The sequence below is a fragment of the Tateyamaria armeniaca genome (assembly GCF_045797845.1).
GTDB lineage: Bacteria > Pseudomonadota > Alphaproteobacteria > Rhodobacterales > Rhodobacteraceae > Tateyamaria > Tateyamaria armeniaca.
In genome coordinates this window covers 3894034-3913190 of sequence record NZ_JBHDIY010000002.1, presented here as the reverse complement: position 1 = coordinate 3913190, position 19157 = coordinate 3894034, and the positions used below count along the sequence as shown (strand labels likewise).

The window sequence follows — 19157 nt, the reverse complement described above, 5'->3', positions numbered from 1 at the left end:
CAGGCGCGGGTGTTTGTCTTTGATGCTTCACAGCGGCCAGAACACAAGGATGGCCGGGATCGAAACGGCCACGACGATCACCTCAAGCGGCAGACCGATGCGCCAATAGTCGCCAAACTGATAGCCGCCGGGCCCAAGGATCAACGTGTTGTTCTTGTGCCCGATGGGGGTGAGAAAGGCCGAGGAGGCCGCCACCGCCACTGCCATCAGGAACGGATCGGGTGAGACGCCAAGAGTTTGCGCCATCTGAATGCCGACGGGTGCGGCGACGATGGTCGTGGCGGTGTTGTTGAGCACGTCCGACAGGCTCATCGTGACCACCATAAGCACAGTCAGCACGGCCCAGGCGGGCATACCGCCGGTGAGGGCCACAAGCCAACCCGCGATAAGTTCCGTTCCACCGGAGTCCTCAAGTGCTGCACCCAGCGGGATCATCGAGCCCAAAAGCACGATGACCGGCCACTCGATATGGGTGTAAAGTTCGGACAGAGGGACAATCTTGGAGAGCACGAAGGCGATGACCACAAGCCCGAGCGCAACGGGCAGATAGAGGAGCCCGACGCTGGCAGCGGCCACTGCGCCGACAAAAAGGCCGATGGCCAGCCACACTTTGTCATCTGCTGTCACGGCCAGCCCGCGTTCGGCCAATGGCAGACAGCCCAGCCACTGAGTGACATCCGCACCGGAATCGCGCGGCACGAGCAACAGCAAAATATCGCCTGTGCGTACAGGCGTTTTGCGGATTTGCTTGGTGACCTTGCGCCCCTGTCGCGAGATGCCCAGCATGACGGTGGACCGCCGCCATGCGAGCCCGACCGCCTGTGCCGTCCGGCCCACGAGGCGCGAATTGTCCGTGACCACGACCTCGATGATCTCGACCCCGTCACCGCCCGCCTTCAGCCGTTCCTCACGTTCGGCATCGGCGACCGCCAGCCCGGTGGCCGCGCGGAACTCATCCAACGCGTCCGGCGTGGCCTCGATCACGAGAGCGTCCTGCGCCTGCAAAGTGGAATTGCGCGCCTGACCATAGCGCCGTTTGCCATCTCGGATCAGCCCGATCAGCGCCACGTCCGCTTTTTCAGCGTCTTCGGACAGTTCGCCAAGACGTTTGCCGATCAGCTTGCTGTCGATGGGTACGGTCAGTTCGGCAATGTACTCGGACACATCCTCCAGCTCGGACGTTGCGTCGCTGCGTGCCGGAATCAGGCGCCAGCCGATCAGCGCGACAAAGATCAACCCGGCAATTGCTGCAACACCGCCCACCGGTGCAAAGTCGAACATGCGGAAGGGCTCGCCCAGGCTTTCTTCGCGGATGCTTGCAATGATGATGTTGGGGGGCGTGCCGATCAGGGTGACCATGCCCCCAAGGATCGTGGCAAAGCTGAGCGGCATCAGGCTGAGGCCCGGACTGCGCCCCGCCTTGCGCGCGGTCTGGATGTCGACAGGCATCAGCAGGGCAAGGGCGGCCACATTGTTCATGAAGGCCGACAACACACCACCGATGGCCCCCATCAGCGCAATATGGCTGCCAAGGCTGCGGCTGGCATCCACCAGAGTGCGCGTGATCAGAAAGACTGCGCCAGACCGCACAAGCCCGGCGGAAACCACAAGCACGAGGGCCACAACCAGCGTCGCGGGATGGCCAAAGCCAGAAAACGCTTCAGAGTTGGGTACAACCCCAAGGACAACGCCCACCATAAGGGCGGTGAACGCCACGATATCATAACGAAACCGACCCCAGAGGAGCAGGCCAAACACCGCGCCAAAGAGACAGAAGAGGATAATTTGATCACTGGTCATGACCGCGCACGATAGGCGTGCACCCTGTTCAACGCCAGATGCTAAATGCGAGGACAAAATGGAGGCGAGGCGGCGGTCACCTTGACCGCGCGCGTGGATTGTCCGGCGAAACAATTCGGGCCGGGCACGCCGGGCATTTCGGGATGCGACTTGCCCCTGATTGCCGCCTTGCCCTATAGCAGCGCGGCGCATACATATCGCCATCTCGCAGACGACAGGAGACAGCCATGGCAGGCCACAGCAAATGGGCAAACATCCAGCACCGCAAGGGGCGGCAGGACAAGATCCGCGCCAAGCTGTTTTCGAAACTGTCCAAGGAAATCACGATTGCCGCCAAGATGGGCGACCCTGATCCCGACAAAAATCCGCGTCTGCGTCTGGCCGTGAAAGAGGCCAAATCCCAGTCCATGCCCAAGGACAACATCGACCGCGCGATCAAGAAATCGATTGCGGGCGAGGGCGAGGATTACGAGGAAATCCGCTATGAGGGGTACGGGCCCAATGGCGTGGCGGTGATTGTCGAGGCGATGACGGACAATCGCAATCGCACCGCATCCAACGTGCGCTCGACCTTCACCAAGAACGGCGGCAACCTGGGCGAGACGGGCAGCGTCGGATTCATGTTCGAACGCAAAGGCGCAGTGAACTATCCCGCCGATGCAGGTGATGCTGACACCGTCATGATGGCCGCGATCGAGGCCGGGGCAGAGGACGTGGAATCCGGCGAAGAGGGTCACACCGTCTGGTGTGCGGACACGGACCTTAACGAAGTATCAAACGCGCTTGAGGCCGAATTGGGCGAGTCTGAATCCACCAAGCTGGTCTGGCGCCCCACCACCACCACAGAGATGGACCTTGAGGGGATGCAAAAGCTGATGAAGCTGATGGATGCGCTTGAAGACGACGACGATGTTCAGCAGGTCACCACCAACTTTGAGGCCAGCGACGAGGTCATGGCGCAGTTGGAAGACGAGTGATCTGATCAGACACGCAGCAGTTGGCAACAAAAAAACGCCGCCCCGGAAACGGGCGCGGCGTTTTTCGTGAGTGGTGGTGACTGGCGTCAGAAGAACAACTGGCGTGCGGTCTGGCTCCAGCTGGCGGCGGACGCACCTTGTGGCGCGGGCGTCTGACGGCGCAAACGACGCATTAGCCCCTTGAGGTCATTCAGGCGTGTGCGCGCAGCACTTCCGCCCGCACGGCTTTGTACCGACAAGATCTTTTCCTGCGTTTGCAGGGCCGCCTCGATCAGCTCGAGGTCTTGGAGGGTCAGGTCAACGCTGTGTGTCTCGTCGAGCATCGGAATTTATCCTTGTTATCTTTGACCAGCATAAGTGTTCTTCAGGGTTACGCTAATCATCTATGATCAGATCACCGTGATACGCAGTGCTGGTGTCATTTTTTGGCAAGACATCGCCGGTTGGGTTTTAGGGATATAAGGCAGGCGATCTGGAATTGCTCTGTCAATCTGTGCATGGCTGCTGTGCAAAAAACGTATACCTTGCGTGGACTTGTGAGCAGTCTTTACATGACTTATGGACGCTGTTGCAGTGGTCTAGGCGTTCAAAATGGCTTCATTTTTACCCGGTTTTTTCCTGTCATTTTCGCTTATTCTGGCGATTGGGGCGCAGAACGCATTTGTTTTGCGGCAGGGTTTGCGCCGCGCGCACGTGTTCTGGGTGTGTCTGACATGCGGGTTGAGCGATGCGGTTCTGATCATCTGTGGCGTTGCCGGATTCGGCGCACTGACCGAGGCGGTGCCGTGGTTCGAGCCTGTGATGCGCTATGGCGGGGCGGCATTTCTGTTGTGGTACGGGTGGCTCAACGCCCGCTCGGCGTGGCGTGGCGGGTCCGTTCTGACCACCGCGGGGGCGGAAACGCAAAGTCTGCGGCAGGCGATCCTCACGCTGCTTGCGCTGACCTTTCTGAACCCGCATGTCTATCTGGACACGGTTGTGCTGATCGGATCGATCTCGTCCCAATACGAAGACAAGGTGCTGTTCGGGGCAGGTGCGACACTTGCCAGTTTCACGTTTTTCTTTGCGCTTGGATACGGGGCGCGCCTTTTGGCCCCGGTATTCGCCAACCCGCGCGCGTGGCGTGTGCTGGACGCCATCATCGCACTGACCATGTGGGCCATCGCGTTGAAACTGCTTTATCTTTGAGGGCACGCAACGGGCTTGCAAGCCTGCGCGCCAGCCCGCATTGATAGCCCATGCAAACCGGTGACGCGAAACCTTTGACAGGTATATTCTGGATGCTGGTGACCGGCTTTTGCTTTGTCGCTGTGACGGCGCTTGTCAAATATATGGGCCCCCGCGTACCCCCGGCCGAGGCTGCATTCTTGCGCTATCTGCTGGGTCTGGGGTTTCTGCTGCCGATGCTACCTGCGGTGCGGGCAGCGCACCTGACACCGCGCCAATGGCGGCTGTTCACCTTTCGCGGCATCTTTCATTCAGGGGGCGTCATGCTGTGGTTTTATGCGATGACGCGCATCCCCATCGCCGAAGTGACGGCGATGAATTACCTCGCGCCCGTTTATGTCAGTATCGGGGCCGCGCTGTTTCTGGGCGAAAAGCTGGCCATGCGCCGGATCGCGGCAATTGTCGTTGCCCTGATCGGCACTGCGGTCATCCTGCGCCCCGGCTTTCGCGTCGTCGAACCCGGCCACGTCGCAATGCTGTTTTGTGCCGTGACCTTTGCCGGGTCGTACCTGCTGGCCAAGATCCTCGCGGACGAGGCGAAACCCGCCGTGGTCGTATTCATGCTGTCGATCTTTGTGACCATTGGCCTCGCACCCTTTGCGCTGGCCGATTGGGTGACGCCGACTTGGGGCGATCTGGGGCTGCTGTTCGCCGTCGCCTGTTTTGCCACCGCAGGGCATTACACGATGACCATGGCCTTTGCCGCCGCCCCGGTGACCGTCACGCAACCCGTTACGTTCCTGCAGCTTGTCTGGGCCGTTGCCCTCGGTGCGCTCGTTTTTGCCGAACCCGTCGACATCTGGGTGATCTTTGGCGGTGCGCTGATCCTTGCCTCGGTCACCTTCATCACATGGCGCGAGGCGGTCCTGAAACGACGCCCGATGACGCCGCCGACACCTGCGACGAAGATGTAGATTTTTTCTTGATTGACGAGTCAATAAAAAACCGCCACGTTTTGCAGCGATGTAAAGCGAGGGGGCAGATGTGCCAAAACTGGGAATGCAGCCGATCCGGCGCGCCGCACTGGTCGAGGCCACAATTGCCGAGATCGGGGCAGCCGGGTCACTGGATGTCACTGTCGGGCAGATCGCCAAGCGGGCAGGCATGTCCACCGCCCTCGCGCACCACTACTTTGGTGGCAAAGACCAGATATTCCTTGCCGCGATGCGCCAGATCTTGCGCGACTTCGGGGTCGAGGTGGTGGCGGGCTTGCGACAGGCCCACACGGCCCGAGGGCGCGCCGAAGCGCTGATTGCCGCCAGTTTCGCGCCCTCCTGCTTTGCCCCTGCCACGGTCAGTGCCTGGATGACGCTTTATGCGCAGGCCACCACCCATCCTGAAACGCACCGTCTGCTGCACCTCTATCAGCGGCGTTTGCGCAGCAATCTGACCCACGCCCTGCGCCCACTGAGTGCGGACCCGCGCGGGCATGCCGAGATGCTGGGCGCGTTGATCGACGGGCTTTACCTGCGCGCGGCCCTGTCGCCCGATGGCACGGTCGAGCAGGCGCGCGCCACGGCACAGCGTGCCCTTGATACCCTGATTGGACCAAAGCAATGAGCACGCCCAACATCCTGATCTTCATGGTCGACCAGTTGAACGGCACTTTGTTCCCGGACGGGCCTGCCGACTGGTTGCATGCACCCAACCTCAAGAAACTGGCTGCCCGGTCGACCCGCTTTGCCAATTGCTACACCGCGTCGCCGCTGTGCGCGCCAGGGCGGGCGGCGTTCATGTCCGGCCAACTACCCTTTGTCACCGGGGTCTATGACAATGCGGCCGAATTCGCGTCCTCCATCCCCACCTACGCCCACCACCTGCGCCGCGCGGGCTACCAGACCTGCCTGTCCGGCAAGATGCACTTTGTCGGTCCCGACCAGATGCACGGGTTCGAGGAACGGCTGACCACCGACATTTACCCCGCTGATTTCGGCTGGACGCCGGATTACCGCAAACCGGGCGAGCGGATCGACTGGTGGTATCACAACATGGGGTCGGTCACGGGCGCGGGCGTGGCCGAGATTTCGAACCAGATGGAATATGACGATGCGGTTGCCTATTACGCGACGCGCAAAGTCTATGATCTGGCACGAGGGCATGATGACCGGCCATGGTGCCTGACGGTGAGCTTTACGCACCCACATGACCCCTATGTGGCGCGCAAGAAATACTGGGATCTCTATGAGGATTGCGACCACCTGATGCCGACGGTTGGCCCCATTCCTTACGAGGATCAGGACCCCCATTCCAAACGCATCTTTGACGCCAACGACTGGCGTAGCTTTGACATCACGGAAGAAGACGTGCGCCGCTCGCGCCGCGCCTATTTTGCCAACATCTCTTACCTCGATGACAAGATCGGCGAAGTGATGGAGGCGCTGGAAGCCACGCGGCAAGAGGCGATCATCCTCTTTGTCTCTGACCATGGCGATATGCTGGGCGAGCGGGGGCTGTGGTTCAAGATGTCCTTCTTTGAAGGGTCCGCGCGCGTGCCGATGATGATCTCAAGCCCCGATATGACGCCCGGGCTGGTCACCGATCCGGTCAGCAATATCGATGTGTGCCCCACGCTGTGTGATCTGGCCGGTGTCGACATGTCCGAAGTGGCCGCGTGGACTACCGGCCAAAGCCTCGTGCCGCAAGGGCAGGGCGTTGCGCGGACCGAACCGGTTGCCATGGAATACGCCGCCGAAGGGTCGTACGCCCCGATGGTGTCGCTGCGCTATGGCAAGTGGAAGTACAACCGCTGCGCGCTCGACCCCGATCAACTGTTCGATCTTGAGGCTGATCCGCATGAGCTGACCAACCTCGCCGAGGTCCCCGAACATCGGGGCACGCTCGATCAACTGCGCGCAAAGTCCGAAGCGCGGTGGGATCTTGAGCGCTACGACGCAGATGTGCGCGCCAGCCAGGCACGGCGCTGGGTGGTCTACGAGGCACTGCGGCAAGGAGGGTACTACCCGTGGGATTACCAGCCCCTGCAAAAAGCGTCAGAGCAATACATGCGCAATCACATGGACCTCAACACCGTCGAAGAAAACCAGCGTTTCCCGCGCGGCGAATGATCTTCTTCTGACCAGAAATACCACCGCCGGAGGCGTACATGACCTATCCAACCCAACCCACTGCCAGCCATTTCATCAATGGCGCTTATGTCGAGGATGACACCGGCATGCCCATCGACGTCATCTATCCCGCGACCGGCGCCGTGATTGGGCGGGTCTATTCCGCGACGCCTGCGATCATCGATCAGGCGCTGCGTGCGGCGCGCAACGCCCAAGCTGCGTGGGCCGCGATGACAGGCACCGAACGGGGCCGCATCCTGCGCCGCGCTGCCGACATTATGCGCGATCGCAACCACGACCTGTCGGTGCTCGAAACCTACGACACGGGCAAGCCCTATCAGGAAACCTCTGTCGTGGATGCGACCAGCGGGGCGGACGCATTGGAGTATTTCGGCGGTATGGCGGCGACGCTCACGGGTGAGCATATCCAGCTGGGCGAGGACTGGGTCTATACCCGCCGCGAACCCCTTGGCGTCTGTGTCGGGATCGGCGCGTGGAACTACCCCACCCAGATCGCCAGTTGGAAGGGCGCGCCGGCACTGGCCTGTGGCAACACGATGGTGTTCAAACCGTCTGAAACCACGCCGCTCTGTGCCCTCAAGGTGGCTGAAATCCTGCACGAAGCGGGCGCGCCTGCAGGTGTCTACAACGTCATTCAGGGCCTTGGGGACGTCGGGGCCGCACTGGTGGCGGATGACCGGGTGGACAAGGTGTCGCTCACCGGGTCGGTCCCGACGGGGCGCAAAGTTTATGCCGCGGCAGCGGCGGGCATCAAGCACGTCACGATGGAGCTTGGCGGCAAATCCCCGATGATCGTCTTTGACGACGCGGATGTCGAAAACGCGGTGTCCGGCGCGATCCTTGGCAACTTCTATTCCTCCGGGCAGGTCTGTTCGAACGGAACGCGCGTGTTTGTGCAGTCCGGGATCAAGGAGGCGTTCCTGACCCGCTTGGCTGAACGCTTGAAGGGCGCTGTGATCGGCGACCCACAGGACCCGGCGACGTCTTTTGGCCCGATGGTGTCAGAGCGTCAGCTTGGCATTGTCGAGGGTTACATCGCGAATGGACAAGAAGAAGGGGCGCGGCTGGTCTATGGCGGTAAGCGTTTGGCGAAGGATGGATTTTTCATCGAACCCACCGTCTTTGCAGACGTCACCGACGACATGACCATCGCGCGCGAAGAGATTTTTGGCCCGGTCATGGCCGTGTTCGATTTCGACGATGAAGACGAGGTGATGGCGCGTGCCAATGACACCGAATTTGGCCTTGCTGCGGGCGTCTTTACCCGTGATCTGGCCCGCGCGCATCGCGTCGCGGCCGGGTTTCAGGCGGGCACCTGTTACATCAACACCTATAACGATGCGCCGGTCGAGGCGCCGTTTGGCGGCTCAAAACTGTCCGGCGTGGGCCGTGAGAATTCAAAGGCCGCCATCGCGCATTACAGCCAGTTGAAGTCGGTCTACGTGCGCATGGGCGATCTTGAGGCCCCGTTTTGAGCAGGCCCTTTTTCCGGAGCCCGCCCGCCCGCCCACCCCGGGCTCCGGAAAAAGGGCGGCATAGGGGGCGACCGCTGCGGAATTTTAGGTTTGAAGGATTTTTACTGAGAGGTGCTTGAGGGATCGGTTCGATCCTCAAGTCACCTTATCGATCGTGAGACGCGATTCCCCGGAGCCTCAAGGACATGCCGCGCATGCGCGCGGTGCTTCGCATCCTTGACCCTCCGCGGAATCACCAAGAGGTGAATGATGGAAGCGGATTTCGTAATTGTTGGGGCCGGGTCGGCGGGCTGCGCCGTGGCCTATAGGCTGGCCGAGGCTGGCCAATCGGTGCTGGTGATCGAACATGGCGGCACGGATGCAGGCCCGTTCATCCAGATGCCTGCCGCGCTGTCTTATCCGATGAATATGGCGCGCTACGACTGGGGCTACAGTTCCGAGCCCGAGCCACATCTGGGGGGCCGCCGCCTGGCCTGTCCGCGCGGCAAGGTCATTGGCGGGTCATCCTCGATCAACGGCATGGTCTACGTGCGCGGACATGCCATGGATTTTGACCATTGGGCGGAAACGGGTGCCGATGGGTGGTCCTATGCGGACGTGCTGCCATATTTCAAACGGATGGAAACGTGGAATGATGCGGGCCACGGTGGCGATCCAAGCTGGCGCGGCATGGATGGCCCGCTGCATGTAATGCGCGGCCCGCGTGCCAACCCCCTGTTTCACGCCTTTGTAGAGGCCGGGCGGCAGGCCGGTTACGAGGTCACTGATGACTATAACGGCGAGAAGCAGGAAGGCTTCGGCCCCTTCGAGCAGACGGTCTACAAGGGGCGGCGCTGGTCGGCGGCCAACGCGTATTTGCGCCCCGCACTCAAGCACGCCAACTGCGATCTGATCCGGGGTCTGGTCGAGCGTGTGGTGATGAAAGACGGGCGCGCCACTGGCGTGGCACTGGCCGGGGGGCAGGTGGTGACGGCACGGCGCGAGGTGATCCTTGCCGCCTCGTCGATCAATTCGCCCAAGATACTCATGCTGTCCGGCATCGGCCCCGCCGCGCATCTGGCCGAACACGGAATTGGCGTGGTGGCGGATCGTCCCGGTGTCGGGGCCAACCTGCAGGACCATCTTGAGATGTATATACAGATGGCCTCCAAACAGCCGATCACACTTTATAAACACTGGAACCTGGCGTCCAAGGCGGTGATCGGGGCGCAATGGCTGTTCACCGGCACGGGGCTTGGGGCCTCGAACCAGTTCGAAAGCTGCGCCTTTATCCGGTCGCAGGCCGGCGTGCCCTATCCCGACATCCAGTATCATTTCCTGCCCATTGCCGTGCGCTATGACGGCAAGACGGCTGCCGAGGGGCACGGGTTTCAGGCCCATGTCGGGCCGATGCGCTCGCCCTCGCGCGGGGCGGTCACGTTGCGCTCTGCCGATCCGGGCGACGCTCCGGTGATCCGCTTCAACTACATGAGCACCGATGAGGATTGGGATGACTTCCGCCGCTGCATCCGCCTGACGCGCGAAATTTTTGCGCAGGACGCCTTTGAGCCCTTTGTGAAGCATGAGATTCAACCGGGTGCCGCAGCCCAAAGCGATGCGGACCTCGACGATGTCGTCCGCGAACATGCCGAGAGCGCCTATCACCCTTGCGGCACCTGCCGGATGGGGCGGCACGATGACAAGCACGCGGTGGTGGACCCGCAGGGCCGGGTGATCGGAGTTGATGCATTGCGGGTCGTGGACAGTTCCGTCTTTCCGCGCATCACAAATGGGAACCTGAACGCGCCCTCGATCATGACCGGCGAAAAGATGAGCGATCATATTCTGGGCCGCGACCCGCTGGCGCGCAGCAACGATATGCCGTGGATTCACCCCGAGTGGGAAAAATCGCAGCGTTAAGCACACCGCACAAATGTGATTGAATTCCTAACGCGGCTTCCCCACGTAAAGGGGATGTTAAGACTTTGTTCTTTTCTTGTTCTGATTTGCACGAGCCTGCCCGTTTGGGCGGACGTTGCGGGTCACGTGCGCGTCGTTGATGCGGATACGTTCGACGTGGGCCAGACCCGCGTGCGTCTGCACGCCATCGACGCTCCCGAACAGGATCAGATGTGCGAGACAGAACACGGCATCGCCTTTGCCTGCGGGCAGTGGGCCAGTGCGCAGGTCACTGCCCGGTTTGAGGGCGCGCATGCACGCTGCACTCAGACCGATACCGACCGTTATGGCCGCGTTGTGGCGACCTGTGAAGCAAATGGCGTTGACGTCGGCCAGGAGATCGTCGCCCAAGGCTGGGCCTTTGCCTATCGTCGCTATGGAATGGACTATGATCTGGATGAAAAGTCGGCCTATGTGGCCGACCGCGGCCTGCACGGGTTTCGCGTTCAGTCGCCCGCACAGTTCCGCAAGACCCGTGCCAAGGGGCGCATCCCGCCCGACCCGACTTGTCGGATCAAGGGCAACATATCAAAAAACGGCTACATCTTTCACGTGCCCGGTCAGGCGTTTTACGAACAGACTGGAATCAACCCAGATCGGGGCGAGCGTTGGTTCTGTTCAAGCGCGCAGGCCCGCGACGCGGGCTGGCGGGCCGCCCGTCGCTAGCGGACCGCATAGGGCAACACGCCGCGCAGGTCCGGATCGACGGACAATTGCCGTTCCAGCGGCGGCACCGAACGCTGATGGCATTCCTTACGCTCGCAGATGCGACAGGAAATCCCGATAGGCTCGAATGCCGCGTCCCGGCTGATGTCCAGACCGTCAGCGAACACCAGGTGCGGCGCATGTTTGACCTCGCATCCCAGCGCAATCGCATAACGGCGCACGGGCGCGCCAAAGCGCCCGCCGGTTTTGGACACATCCCTGGCCAGACTGACATAGCGCGCGCCATCGGGCGTTTCGGCAAGCTGGCGCAGGAACTGGCCGGGTTGTTCGAACGCCCGATGCACGTTCCAGAGCGGGCAGGCCCCGCCAAAACGCGCAAATTGCAGCCGTGTGGCCGAATGGCGTTTGGTGATGGTGCCTGCCTGATCGACACGGACGAAAAAGAACGGCACGCCCTTGGCCCCCGGGCGTTGCAACGTCGACAGACGATGGCAGACCTGTTCGATGGACGCCCCGAACCCGGTGGCGAGTTGTTCCAGATCGTGTCGAGTGGACTGGGCAGCCTCAAGGAACGGCGCGTAGGGCATCAGGGCCGCCCCGGCGAAATAGTTGGCAAGGCCGATTTTGGCGATGGCGCGCGCCTCGTCCGAATGAAACCGCGCAAGATCAAGCGTCGCATCCAGCAGCGCGTTCTGGCGCACCAGAGCGACCTGGAGAAGCAGTTGGAACGTCTGGCTTTGATGGGCCGCGCGGGTTGAGATGACCAACGTGCCGGCCTCGGCGTCATAGCGGCGCAAGGTGTCGCTGTCTTCAAAACTGACTGTGACGCCTGCATTGGCGAGGGTCGATACGGCGGCGACGCGGATGTTGCCATGCCCGCCATCAGCGGTGGCAAACCGTTCGGCGGCCCGGTCGACCGCATCGATGTAGTTGTCGCAATAGTGGAAAAAGTCGCGCACCTCCTCCCATGGGGACGGGCGCAGGCGTGCATCCTCGCGCCCCAACGCCTCGTCCAGAGAGGCAAGGCGTTCATGGGTTTGCCGGTATGCTCGATGCAGATCCAGAAACGCATGGGCCAGCGCGGGCGCGTTGGAGGCCACAAGGCGCAGATCGGCGAGGGGGGCATATCGGCGGCAAAGACCGGGTCGGCCAACGCCTCGCGCATGTCAGAGACCAGACGCGCCCCGTCGCCCGCGCTCAGTTCCGTGACGTCCAGCCCGAATTCCTGTGCCAAGCTCAGCACAACCGACGTGCTGACGGGTCGGTTGTTATTCTCCATTTGGTTGAGGTAGGGCAGGGACACGCCCAGCTTGGCGGCAAAGTCCTTTTGGGTCAGGCTGACGCGCGTGCGCACCTCGCGCAGCTTGGCACCGGCATAAAGTTTGGGGCTGGCCATCTGAATCCCGCCTTTGCAGGTTTGCAATGCCGCTACGCTAGGTTTGCAAAGCGGCGCGGGCAACCCTTAGGCAAGGGCGAGGCGTCGTTCACGGCGATAAACTGCGGCGATGGCCAGCAAGGCACAGACGCCGGTGGCGCACATGATCAGCAACAGGAGGTATGCGCCAGTGTCCGGCGTCAGCAGGAACCCAGCAAGCGCGGACAGGGCCGCACCGCCCCCGATCATGATTGCCCCGCCCAGACCCGACGCGGTGCCTGCCAGATGGGGGCGTACCGACAACATGCCTGCTGTCGCGTTGGGGATCACAAGGCCGTTGCCCAAGCCAACAAAGGTCATCATCCCGAAAAAGCTGAGCGGTGTGCCAAAGCCTGCCAAGAAGATCACAAGAGACACGAAGGTGCCGACTGCATTGGCGATACAGCCCCACAGAACCAACCTGTTCACACCGAATGTGGTCGCGTAACGCCCGGACAGGAAGTTGCCCAGAAAGTACCCGACTGCGGGTGCGCCAAAGTAAAAGCCAAGCTCGGACGGGCCCATGCCAAACACTTCGGTGCCGACAAAAGGTGCACCACCAAGGTACGCAAAGAAGGAGCCCGAACAGAATGCCGCTGCCAGCGAATAACCCCAGAACCGGGGCGAGCGGAGCAGTTCGGGGTATTCCTTGAATTGCCCGATCAGGCTTTTGGAGGATTTTTGCGCGGTTTCGCCAAGGTCGGCATAGACCAGCCACATCATCAGCCCGCCAGTGGCAAAGAAGAACCAGAAGACAGATTTCCAGCCAAACGCCTCGTCCATTAGGCCACCCAATCCGGGCGAGATCATCGGAACGACGGCCATGCCCATGGTGACATAGCCGATCATGGATGCCGAATGATCCTGATCATAAAGGTCGCGGATCACCGCGCGGCTGAGCACCATGGCGACCGCGACGACCGCCTGACACATGCGAAAGACCAGAAAGACTTCGGCATTGGGCGCATAGATGCATCCAAGCGTTGCCAGCATGAACAGGCCGATCCCCCACATCAGCACCTTGCGCCGCCCGATATTGTCCGAGATCGGGCCGATGATCGTCTGCATCACGGCAGATATCGCAAGATAGAGCGCCACGGACAGTTGCATGACACTGTAATCTGTTTCAAAATAGGCGGTCATGTTCGGCAGGCTGGGCAGGAACATGTTCATGACCATGGCCGATACGCCTGCCAGCAGGATCAGCGTCGAAATATGTGGCGGAGTGGAGCGATCCAGAAAGCGGACCTTGGGGTGGTTGTCCATGTCACCGGAGTTAGGACGGGCTAAATGAACTGTCCAGTGCAGTTTTGCACGGTGCTCTGTGCTTTGCAGATTAGCAGTTTGCAGAAGTGCTCATGAAAAGACTTTGCAAATATTCCAAATGGCCATTCACGATACCCCTTCGCGCTTGTATGCTGCTGCAAAATCACCAGCGGGGACAGCATGAACGATATCCTGACCGAATTGGAATCGCGGCGCGCGGATGCGCGTCTGGGCGGTGGACAAAAGCGTGTCGATGCGCAGCACGCGCGTGGCAAGCTGACAGCCCGCGAACGCATCGAACTGTTGCTGGACGAAGGATCGTTCGAAGAGTTCGACATGTTCGTCACCCATCGCTGCACCGATTTCGGGATGGAAAACCAAAAGCCCGCAGGCGACGGGGTCGTGACCGGATGGGGCACCATCAATGGGCGTATGGTCTACGTGTTCAGCCAGGACTTTACCGTGCTGGGCGGATCGGTGTCGGCCACACATGCCTCCAAGATCTGCAAGATCATGGATATGGCGATGGACAATGGCGCGCCGGTCATCGGGATCAACGATTCCGGCGGTGCGCGCATTCAGGAAGGCGTCGACAGCCTTGCGGGATACGGCGAAGTGTTCCAGCGCAACATCCGCGCCAGCGGTGTGGTCCCCCAGATCAGCCTGATCATGGGCCCCTGCGCGGGTGGTGCCGTCTATAGCCCGGCGATGACTGACTTTATCTTCATGGTCAAAGACAGCTCTTACATGTTTGTGACCGGCCCGGACGTGGTCAAGACGGTGACCAATGAACACGTGACAGCCGAAGAGCTGGGCGGGGCCAGCACCCACACCCGCAAGTCCAGCGTGGCGGATGCTGCGTTCGAAAATGATGTCGAGGCGCTGGCAGAGGCCCGTCGCCTCATCGACTTCCTGCCGCTCAACAACCGGCAGAAACCGCCCGTACGCCCGTTCTTTGATGATCCGGCGCGTAGCGAGACCAGCCTTGATACGCTTGTGCCGTCCAACCCCAACACACCCTACGACATGAAGGAGCTGATCGAAAAACTCGCCGATGAGGGCGATTTTTACGAGCTGCAGGAGGAGTTTGCGCGCAACATCATCACCGGCTTTATTCGCCTTGAGGGGCAGACCGTGGGTGTCGTTGCCAACCAGCCCATGGTGCTGGCCGGTGTGCTGGACATCGACAGTGCCCGCAAGGCGGCGCGGTTCGTCCGCTTCTGCGACTGCTTTGACATTCCGATCCTGACGCTGATCGATGTGCCCGGTTTCCTGCCCGGCACCACGCAGGAATATGGCGGCGTGATCAAACACGGGGCAAAGCTGCTGTTTGCCTATGGTGAGGCGACGGTGCCCAAGGTGACGGTGATCACGCGCAAGGCCTATGGTGGGGCTTATGTGGTGATGTCGTCCAAGCACCTGCGCGGCGATTTCAACTATGCCTGGCCCACGGCCGAGATTGCGGTGATGGGGGCCAAGGGCGCGACCGAGATCATCCACCGCGCCGATCTGGGTGATGCGGAAAAGACCGCACAGCACACGAAGAATTACGAAGACCGGTTCGCCAATCCGTTCGTGGCCGCCGAACGTGGGTTCATTGACGAAGTGATCCAGCCGCGCAGCACCCGCAAGCGCGTCGCACGCGCCTTTGCGTCTCTTCGCACCAAGAACGTCCAGACGCCCTGGAAAAAGCACGACAACATCCCATTGTAGCACGTTGTTTTTTCATCCTTTAGCCAATGTATCGGAGTTCAAATGCACAAATATTTTCTGATTTTCACCCTACTTCTGGCCCTGCCAGCCGCTGCGCAGCAGGAACGCGAATGTCGGGGCAAACAGGCATTTGACCTTGGCGACGGGTCCTATGGATGCTTGCAGGAAGTGGGGACATCACAGATCACGACGACCCGCACGCGTGATGACGGTGCCAGTTCGTCGGTGCGCAAAAATGCAACCGGCAAAATCGAAGTGTTGATGTTCGGTGAATATAACGGGTCCAGACAGGTGACCGGCAATCGGATCAAGACGATCTGCCGGACGTTCCTGCCCACCTTGCAGGCCGAACTGACGGATCTGAGTTATCACCGCATTGTCGTGGTCCTGATCTGGCCGCGCATCGAAAATCCCGGAAACTACGTGCCCAAGGCAGAGGCGAAGGTTGCTGTGCAGCCCGGGTTTTCCAGTGCGCAGTGTCGCGGCGTAAAGTTCTTTGGCTGATGATGGGGGCGGGTGTGAAAGCTGGAACTATGCTGGCGCATTCGCCGCACACCGCCATTGAACGGCGGTGTGACTGCGAGGTGACGCATGGCTGATTTCCACCTGCTTTCGCAAGGCCCGCGCCCTGTTGCGCCGTTTTCGCACGCCGTGGAATCCGACGGCTGGGTGATCCTGACCGGTCAGATGCCCACCGACCCGGACGCGCCAGACGCCCCCTTGCCAGATGGCATTGAGGCACAAACGCGCCGTGTCATGAACAACCTCGAAATTGTATTGAATGGCGTCGGCCTCGACCTCTCCCACGTGCTGCAATGCCGCGCCTATCTCACCGAATTCGAGCGGGACTATGCCGCATTCAACGAGGCTTATCAGACGTATTTTCCACCCGATCGCAGACCCGCCCGCACGACCATTGGGGTGACTGCGCTGGCTGTTGGTGCCTTGGTCGAAATCGACTGCATCGCGCGGCGACCGGCATGAGGAAGGGCTGGCATATCCTTGAAGAAGCGGGCGGCGTCACGCTGTGCCGTCATATGCCGCCGCGCTTTGACGTGGCTGCGCACACGCACCTGCCTGCCGCGCGCCCCGCACGGCTGGCCCATCAGATCCGTCAGGATCTGTGGCGCGCGTTAAGGGATGTGCGGGGCTTTTCGCCGGTGGTGAGGTTGGAACGAGATGGGGCCGGATGGACCGTTACGGCCGGTGGGCGGGCGATGGGGCAGGTCAGTGCCGAGGTTGAAGCGCGGATAGAGGCGGTGCTGAACGATGTCGCGAAACGGGACCGCTGGATCAGCAACGCGGGGATCATGTCATGAGCACTTGGAAAAATCAGGCTTTTGTCATCGCACATGCGGACAGCGGCACCTTTGAGGGTGCGGGCCTGCGCCCCTTCTTTGAATACCGTCAACTGGGCATCAAGGAAGCGACCCAAGGCAAGTTCGGCGCACATGTGATCCGCGCCGTTCCGGGCATGGAAAGCCCAGGTACCTGGCACAGTCATGACCTCGATTTTCAGATGGTCTATGTCACCAAAGGGTGGGTTGTGTTCGAGTATGAGGGGCAGGGGGAACACACCCTGCGCGCCGGGTCGTCCGTGTTGCAGCCCCCCGGCATCGTACACCGCGAGGTGCGCCATTCTGACGACATGGAACTGGTCGAAATCACGTCGCCTGCCGACTTTACAACGCAGGATGAAGGTGCAAAATGAACTTTCGCCGCGCCCATACGTTGGTGAACAGGATAGTGCGTTGGCCGTTATACGCCCGCACAGCAGCCCCGGAGGGAGGAGCCTTGTTCCGGAAACGGTTCGGGGTCCGGGGCTGCGTTTTTCTCATTGCTTTGGCGACGCCCGCATGGGCCATTGATGTGCCGTCCGGTCAGGCGATTTCCTTGCACGAAGTGTTGATTGACGAGGTGAATGCCGAAAGCTGGCTGCGGTTCCGGTTTCTGGCGCCGCAAATCGCGCGCGACGATGGCGATGTCACCTATGCGCAGGCGGAGGCGGATTTTGAACATCTGTGTGACACCGTCGCCCGTCCCTATGTTGTCGAATTCGACTTGGCACCGGATGTGATTGTCGTTGCATTGATGGATCGCCCGGTGCCTTTCGGGCAGGCCGACGCCGACGCCACCCAGTTTATCGAAGCCTTCAGGATCGCCGATGATCGCTGCATCTGGGAGGCATTCTGATGGGTTTGGGGCATTCACCGACGCATGCTTGTGTTGCGGCATTGCGGCCACAACCCGCGCAACTCGTTGCGATACCGTTTCTTTTGAACCCGATTTCCCGTATATGGCGGATAAGGCATCCCCAAGATCGCCTTACCTCGCAGGGGGCGTGCCGGTCGGTGCGTCCAATTTTTGAATACAGGAGAGACAGATGTCGAAGAGCATCAAAGCGTTGGGCTTGGTTAGCCTCATGGTTCTGGCCGCAGCATGTGGCCGCAACAACAACGAAGAATTCGTTGTGGTTGATCCGGAGCCCATCAGCCAGGAACCGGTCCACACGGGCAAGTTCAAGTAATTTCGCAGGGCGGGCCCAACAGCCCGCCCTGACACCCCTATCCGCGGGGGGCAGCACATGCTGAAACATCGCGGCTTTCCCGGGCGCCTGTCCGGCACAGATTTCCAGTTCACAATCCGACGTCCGAACCCCAAAGGGGTGACTCCGCTGACCCGGCGCGAGCGGTTTTCCGACCGCCGCCCGCCCGACAAACGTGCTGATGCGGCCTTTATGGCAGCGCTTTGGGCGCAGTTCGGGCCAGAGCCGTTCGAGCGCGGCAACCTGGATGCGGGCCGCCTGTCATGGCTGTTCGGGCGCGAGGTGATCCCGGCCACGGACCCCTTTGATGTTGCCGATTACGAGGCCCTTCTGGTCATCGACGAGACCGTGGCACGCGCGTCTTTTCCGGATGCGTTTGACGGGGAGGGGGCGCGGTGATCAACACACCCATAAGCATAAAGCCGCCAAGAAATTCCCGGATATGGCGAAACTTGGCTGATCGGCGCCGCGCGGCAAAAATGCGCTTTGCGCTATCGACAGGCGCGTGCAACGGTGGAATCGTGTCGGCGGTTCCCCAGAAAAACCCCGTCGGCCAATACCATTTCCGTACCCCTTCCCCTGGTGGGCAGCAGATGTCTTCGGACACCCTGCTGCCCACCTTTTTTCTCCGGGCTCACGCCCGCTCTCAACTCTCCAGCATCGGCGTCATTGCGCTCTACAGGCGGTTCTTTGCCCGTCTCGGCAACTCCGCGCGCATTTTCCGCGCGAGGCGCGGGAACATTTGACGTTGCGGGGTGTTTCGTTATTCAGAACGAACACGAGCAAAGGAAAAAAATCATGCCATTCAAACCAGTTATACTCGCGACAGTTGCAGCATTCGGCCTCGCGGCTTGCGGTGACACAGTTGCTGAGCGCGCCGTCATCGGCGGAGCGGTTGGTGCAGGCGCCGGTGCTGTCACAGGCGGAAGCGTCGTTGGCGGGGCTGCAATCGGTGCTGCAGGCAACGTGCTGGCCTGCGAACTGGAAAGCGTCAACTGCTGACACCCTGACGCCGCGCGCGTCACCCGAACAGAAATTCCTGAAACGCCG

General features: G+C 61.0%; 20 protein-coding genes and 1 pseudogene. 17 read left to right on the top strand and 4 right to left on the bottom strand.

Translation table 11 applies throughout. The features are described 5' to 3' along the window. Nucleotides 1–27: 27 nt before the first annotated feature. Nucleotides 28–1800, bottom strand: a complete 1773-nt coding sequence (locus ACERZ8_RS19860; RefSeq protein WP_407593900.1) for an SLC13 family permease — start codon at nucleotides 1798–1800, stop codon at nucleotides 28–30. Between the two features lie 227 nt (nucleotides 1801–2027). Here ACERZ8_RS19860 and ACERZ8_RS19855 point away from each other — a divergent pair, with 227 nt between their 5' ends. Then, nucleotides 2028–2777, top strand: coding sequence for a YebC/PmpR family DNA-binding transcriptional regulator (locus ACERZ8_RS19855; RefSeq protein WP_407593899.1), 750 nt, complete (start codon nucleotides 2028–2030; stop codon nucleotides 2775–2777). 86 nt (nucleotides 2778–2863) lie between these two features. Here ACERZ8_RS19855 and ACERZ8_RS19850 read toward each other — a convergent pair whose 3' ends face one another. After that, nucleotides 2864–3100 carry a hypothetical protein gene (locus tag ACERZ8_RS19850; RefSeq protein WP_407593898.1) on the bottom strand — a complete coding sequence of 79 codons (237 nt, stop codon included), beginning with the start codon at nucleotides 3098–3100 and terminating at the stop codon, nucleotides 2864–2866. A gap of 268 nt (nucleotides 3101–3368) precedes the next feature. On the opposite strand from ACERZ8_RS19850, the gene ACERZ8_RS19845 reads away from it, so the two are divergent. From ACERZ8_RS19845 to ACERZ8_RS19815, 7 genes are all read left to right on the top strand, one after another. Further along, nucleotides 3369–3965 carry a LysE/ArgO family amino acid transporter gene (locus ACERZ8_RS19845; protein ID WP_407593897.1) on the top strand — a complete coding sequence of 199 codons (597 nt, stop codon included), beginning with the start codon at nucleotides 3369–3371 and terminating at the stop codon, nucleotides 3963–3965. Nucleotides 3966–4015: 50 nt separating this feature from the next. Then, complete coding sequence (locus ACERZ8_RS19840; RefSeq protein WP_407593896.1) at nucleotides 4016–4918, top strand: DMT family transporter; 903 nt, start codon at nucleotides 4016–4018, stop codon at nucleotides 4916–4918. A 70-nt stretch (nucleotides 4919–4988) separates the two neighbouring features. Continuing rightward, entirely contained in the window at nucleotides 4989–5564 is a 576-nt protein-coding gene (betI, locus tag ACERZ8_RS19835; protein WP_407593895.1) for a choline-binding transcriptional repressor BetI, read from the top strand. Further along, on the top strand, nucleotides 5561–7069 hold the full coding sequence (gene betC, locus ACERZ8_RS19830; RefSeq protein WP_407593894.1) for a choline-sulfatase: 1509 nt from the start codon (nucleotides 5561–5563) through the stop codon (nucleotides 7067–7069). Before betI ends, betC begins: the two co-directional genes overlap by 4 nt. Before the next feature lie 38 nt (nucleotides 7070–7107). After that, nucleotides 7108–8565 carry a betaine-aldehyde dehydrogenase gene (betB, locus tag ACERZ8_RS19825; RefSeq protein WP_407593893.1) on the top strand — a complete coding sequence of 486 codons (1458 nt, stop codon included), beginning with the start codon at nucleotides 7108–7110 and terminating at the stop codon, nucleotides 8563–8565. Between the two features lie 249 nt (nucleotides 8566–8814). Further along, a complete protein-coding gene (gene betA, locus ACERZ8_RS19820; protein WP_407594323.1) occupies nucleotides 8815–10464 on the top strand; it encodes a choline dehydrogenase in 1650 nt (549 codons plus the stop codon). Nucleotides 10465–10518: 54 nt separating this feature from the next. Then, nucleotides 10519–11169 (top strand): thermonuclease family protein, encoded by a 651-nt coding sequence (locus ACERZ8_RS19815; protein WP_407593892.1) that lies wholly within the window; start codon nucleotides 10519–10521, stop codon nucleotides 11167–11169. Here ACERZ8_RS19815 and ACERZ8_RS19810 read toward each other — a convergent pair. Beyond that, nucleotides 11166–12565: pseudogene (locus ACERZ8_RS19810) on the bottom strand (helix-turn-helix domain-containing protein). The gene ACERZ8_RS19815 and the pseudogene ACERZ8_RS19810 sit on opposite strands and share 4 nt — an antisense overlap. Nucleotides 12566–12631: 66 nt before the next feature. Next, nucleotides 12632–13849 (bottom strand): multidrug effflux MFS transporter, encoded by a 1218-nt coding sequence (locus tag ACERZ8_RS19805; protein WP_407593890.1) that lies wholly within the window; start codon nucleotides 13847–13849, stop codon nucleotides 12632–12634. A 180-nt stretch (nucleotides 13850–14029) separates the two neighbouring features. Between ACERZ8_RS19805 and ACERZ8_RS19800 the strand changes: the two genes are divergently transcribed. From ACERZ8_RS19800 to ACERZ8_RS19760, 9 genes are all read left to right on the top strand, one after another. Then, entirely contained in the window at nucleotides 14030–15562 is a 1533-nt protein-coding gene (locus tag ACERZ8_RS19800; RefSeq protein ID WP_407593888.1) for an acyl-CoA carboxylase subunit beta, read from the top strand. Nucleotides 15563–15604: 42 nt separating this feature from the next. Further along, nucleotides 15605–16066, top strand: a complete 462-nt coding sequence (locus tag ACERZ8_RS19795) for a hypothetical protein (protein WP_407593886.1) — start codon at nucleotides 15605–15607, stop codon at nucleotides 16064–16066. Between the two features lie 87 nt (nucleotides 16067–16153). Further along, the gene (locus ACERZ8_RS19790; protein ID WP_407593885.1) at nucleotides 16154–16546 is read left to right on the top strand and encodes a RidA family protein; all 393 of its coding nucleotides are present in this window, start codon (nucleotides 16154–16156) and stop codon (nucleotides 16544–16546) included. Next, nucleotides 16543–16881 (top strand): hypothetical protein, encoded by a 339-nt coding sequence (locus tag ACERZ8_RS19785; protein ID WP_407593884.1) that lies wholly within the window; start codon nucleotides 16543–16545, stop codon nucleotides 16879–16881. The genes ACERZ8_RS19790 and ACERZ8_RS19785 overlap by 4 nt, the downstream gene beginning before the upstream one ends. Then, nucleotides 16878–17273 carry a cupin domain-containing protein gene (locus ACERZ8_RS19780; protein ID WP_407593883.1) on the top strand — a complete coding sequence of 132 codons (396 nt, stop codon included), beginning with the start codon at nucleotides 16878–16880 and terminating at the stop codon, nucleotides 17271–17273. Before ACERZ8_RS19785 ends, ACERZ8_RS19780 begins: the two co-directional genes overlap by 4 nt. 83 nt (nucleotides 17274–17356) lie before the next feature. Next, entirely contained in the window at nucleotides 17357–17755 is a 399-nt protein-coding gene (locus ACERZ8_RS19775) for a DUF6497 family protein (RefSeq protein ID WP_407593882.1), read from the top strand. Between the two features lie 190 nt (nucleotides 17756–17945). Continuing rightward, nucleotides 17946–18089 carry a hypothetical protein gene (locus ACERZ8_RS19770; protein WP_407593881.1) on the top strand — a complete coding sequence of 48 codons (144 nt, stop codon included), beginning with the start codon at nucleotides 17946–17948 and terminating at the stop codon, nucleotides 18087–18089. Nucleotides 18090–18146: 57 nt separating this feature from the next. Beyond that, nucleotides 18147–18506 (top strand): hypothetical protein, encoded by a 360-nt coding sequence (locus ACERZ8_RS19765; RefSeq protein ID WP_407593880.1) that lies wholly within the window; start codon nucleotides 18147–18149, stop codon nucleotides 18504–18506. 399 nt (nucleotides 18507–18905) lie between these two features. Next, nucleotides 18906–19109, top strand: a complete 204-nt coding sequence (locus ACERZ8_RS19760) for a hypothetical protein (RefSeq protein ID WP_407593879.1) — start codon at nucleotides 18906–18908, stop codon at nucleotides 19107–19109. Nucleotides 19110–19157: the final 48 nt, after the last annotated feature.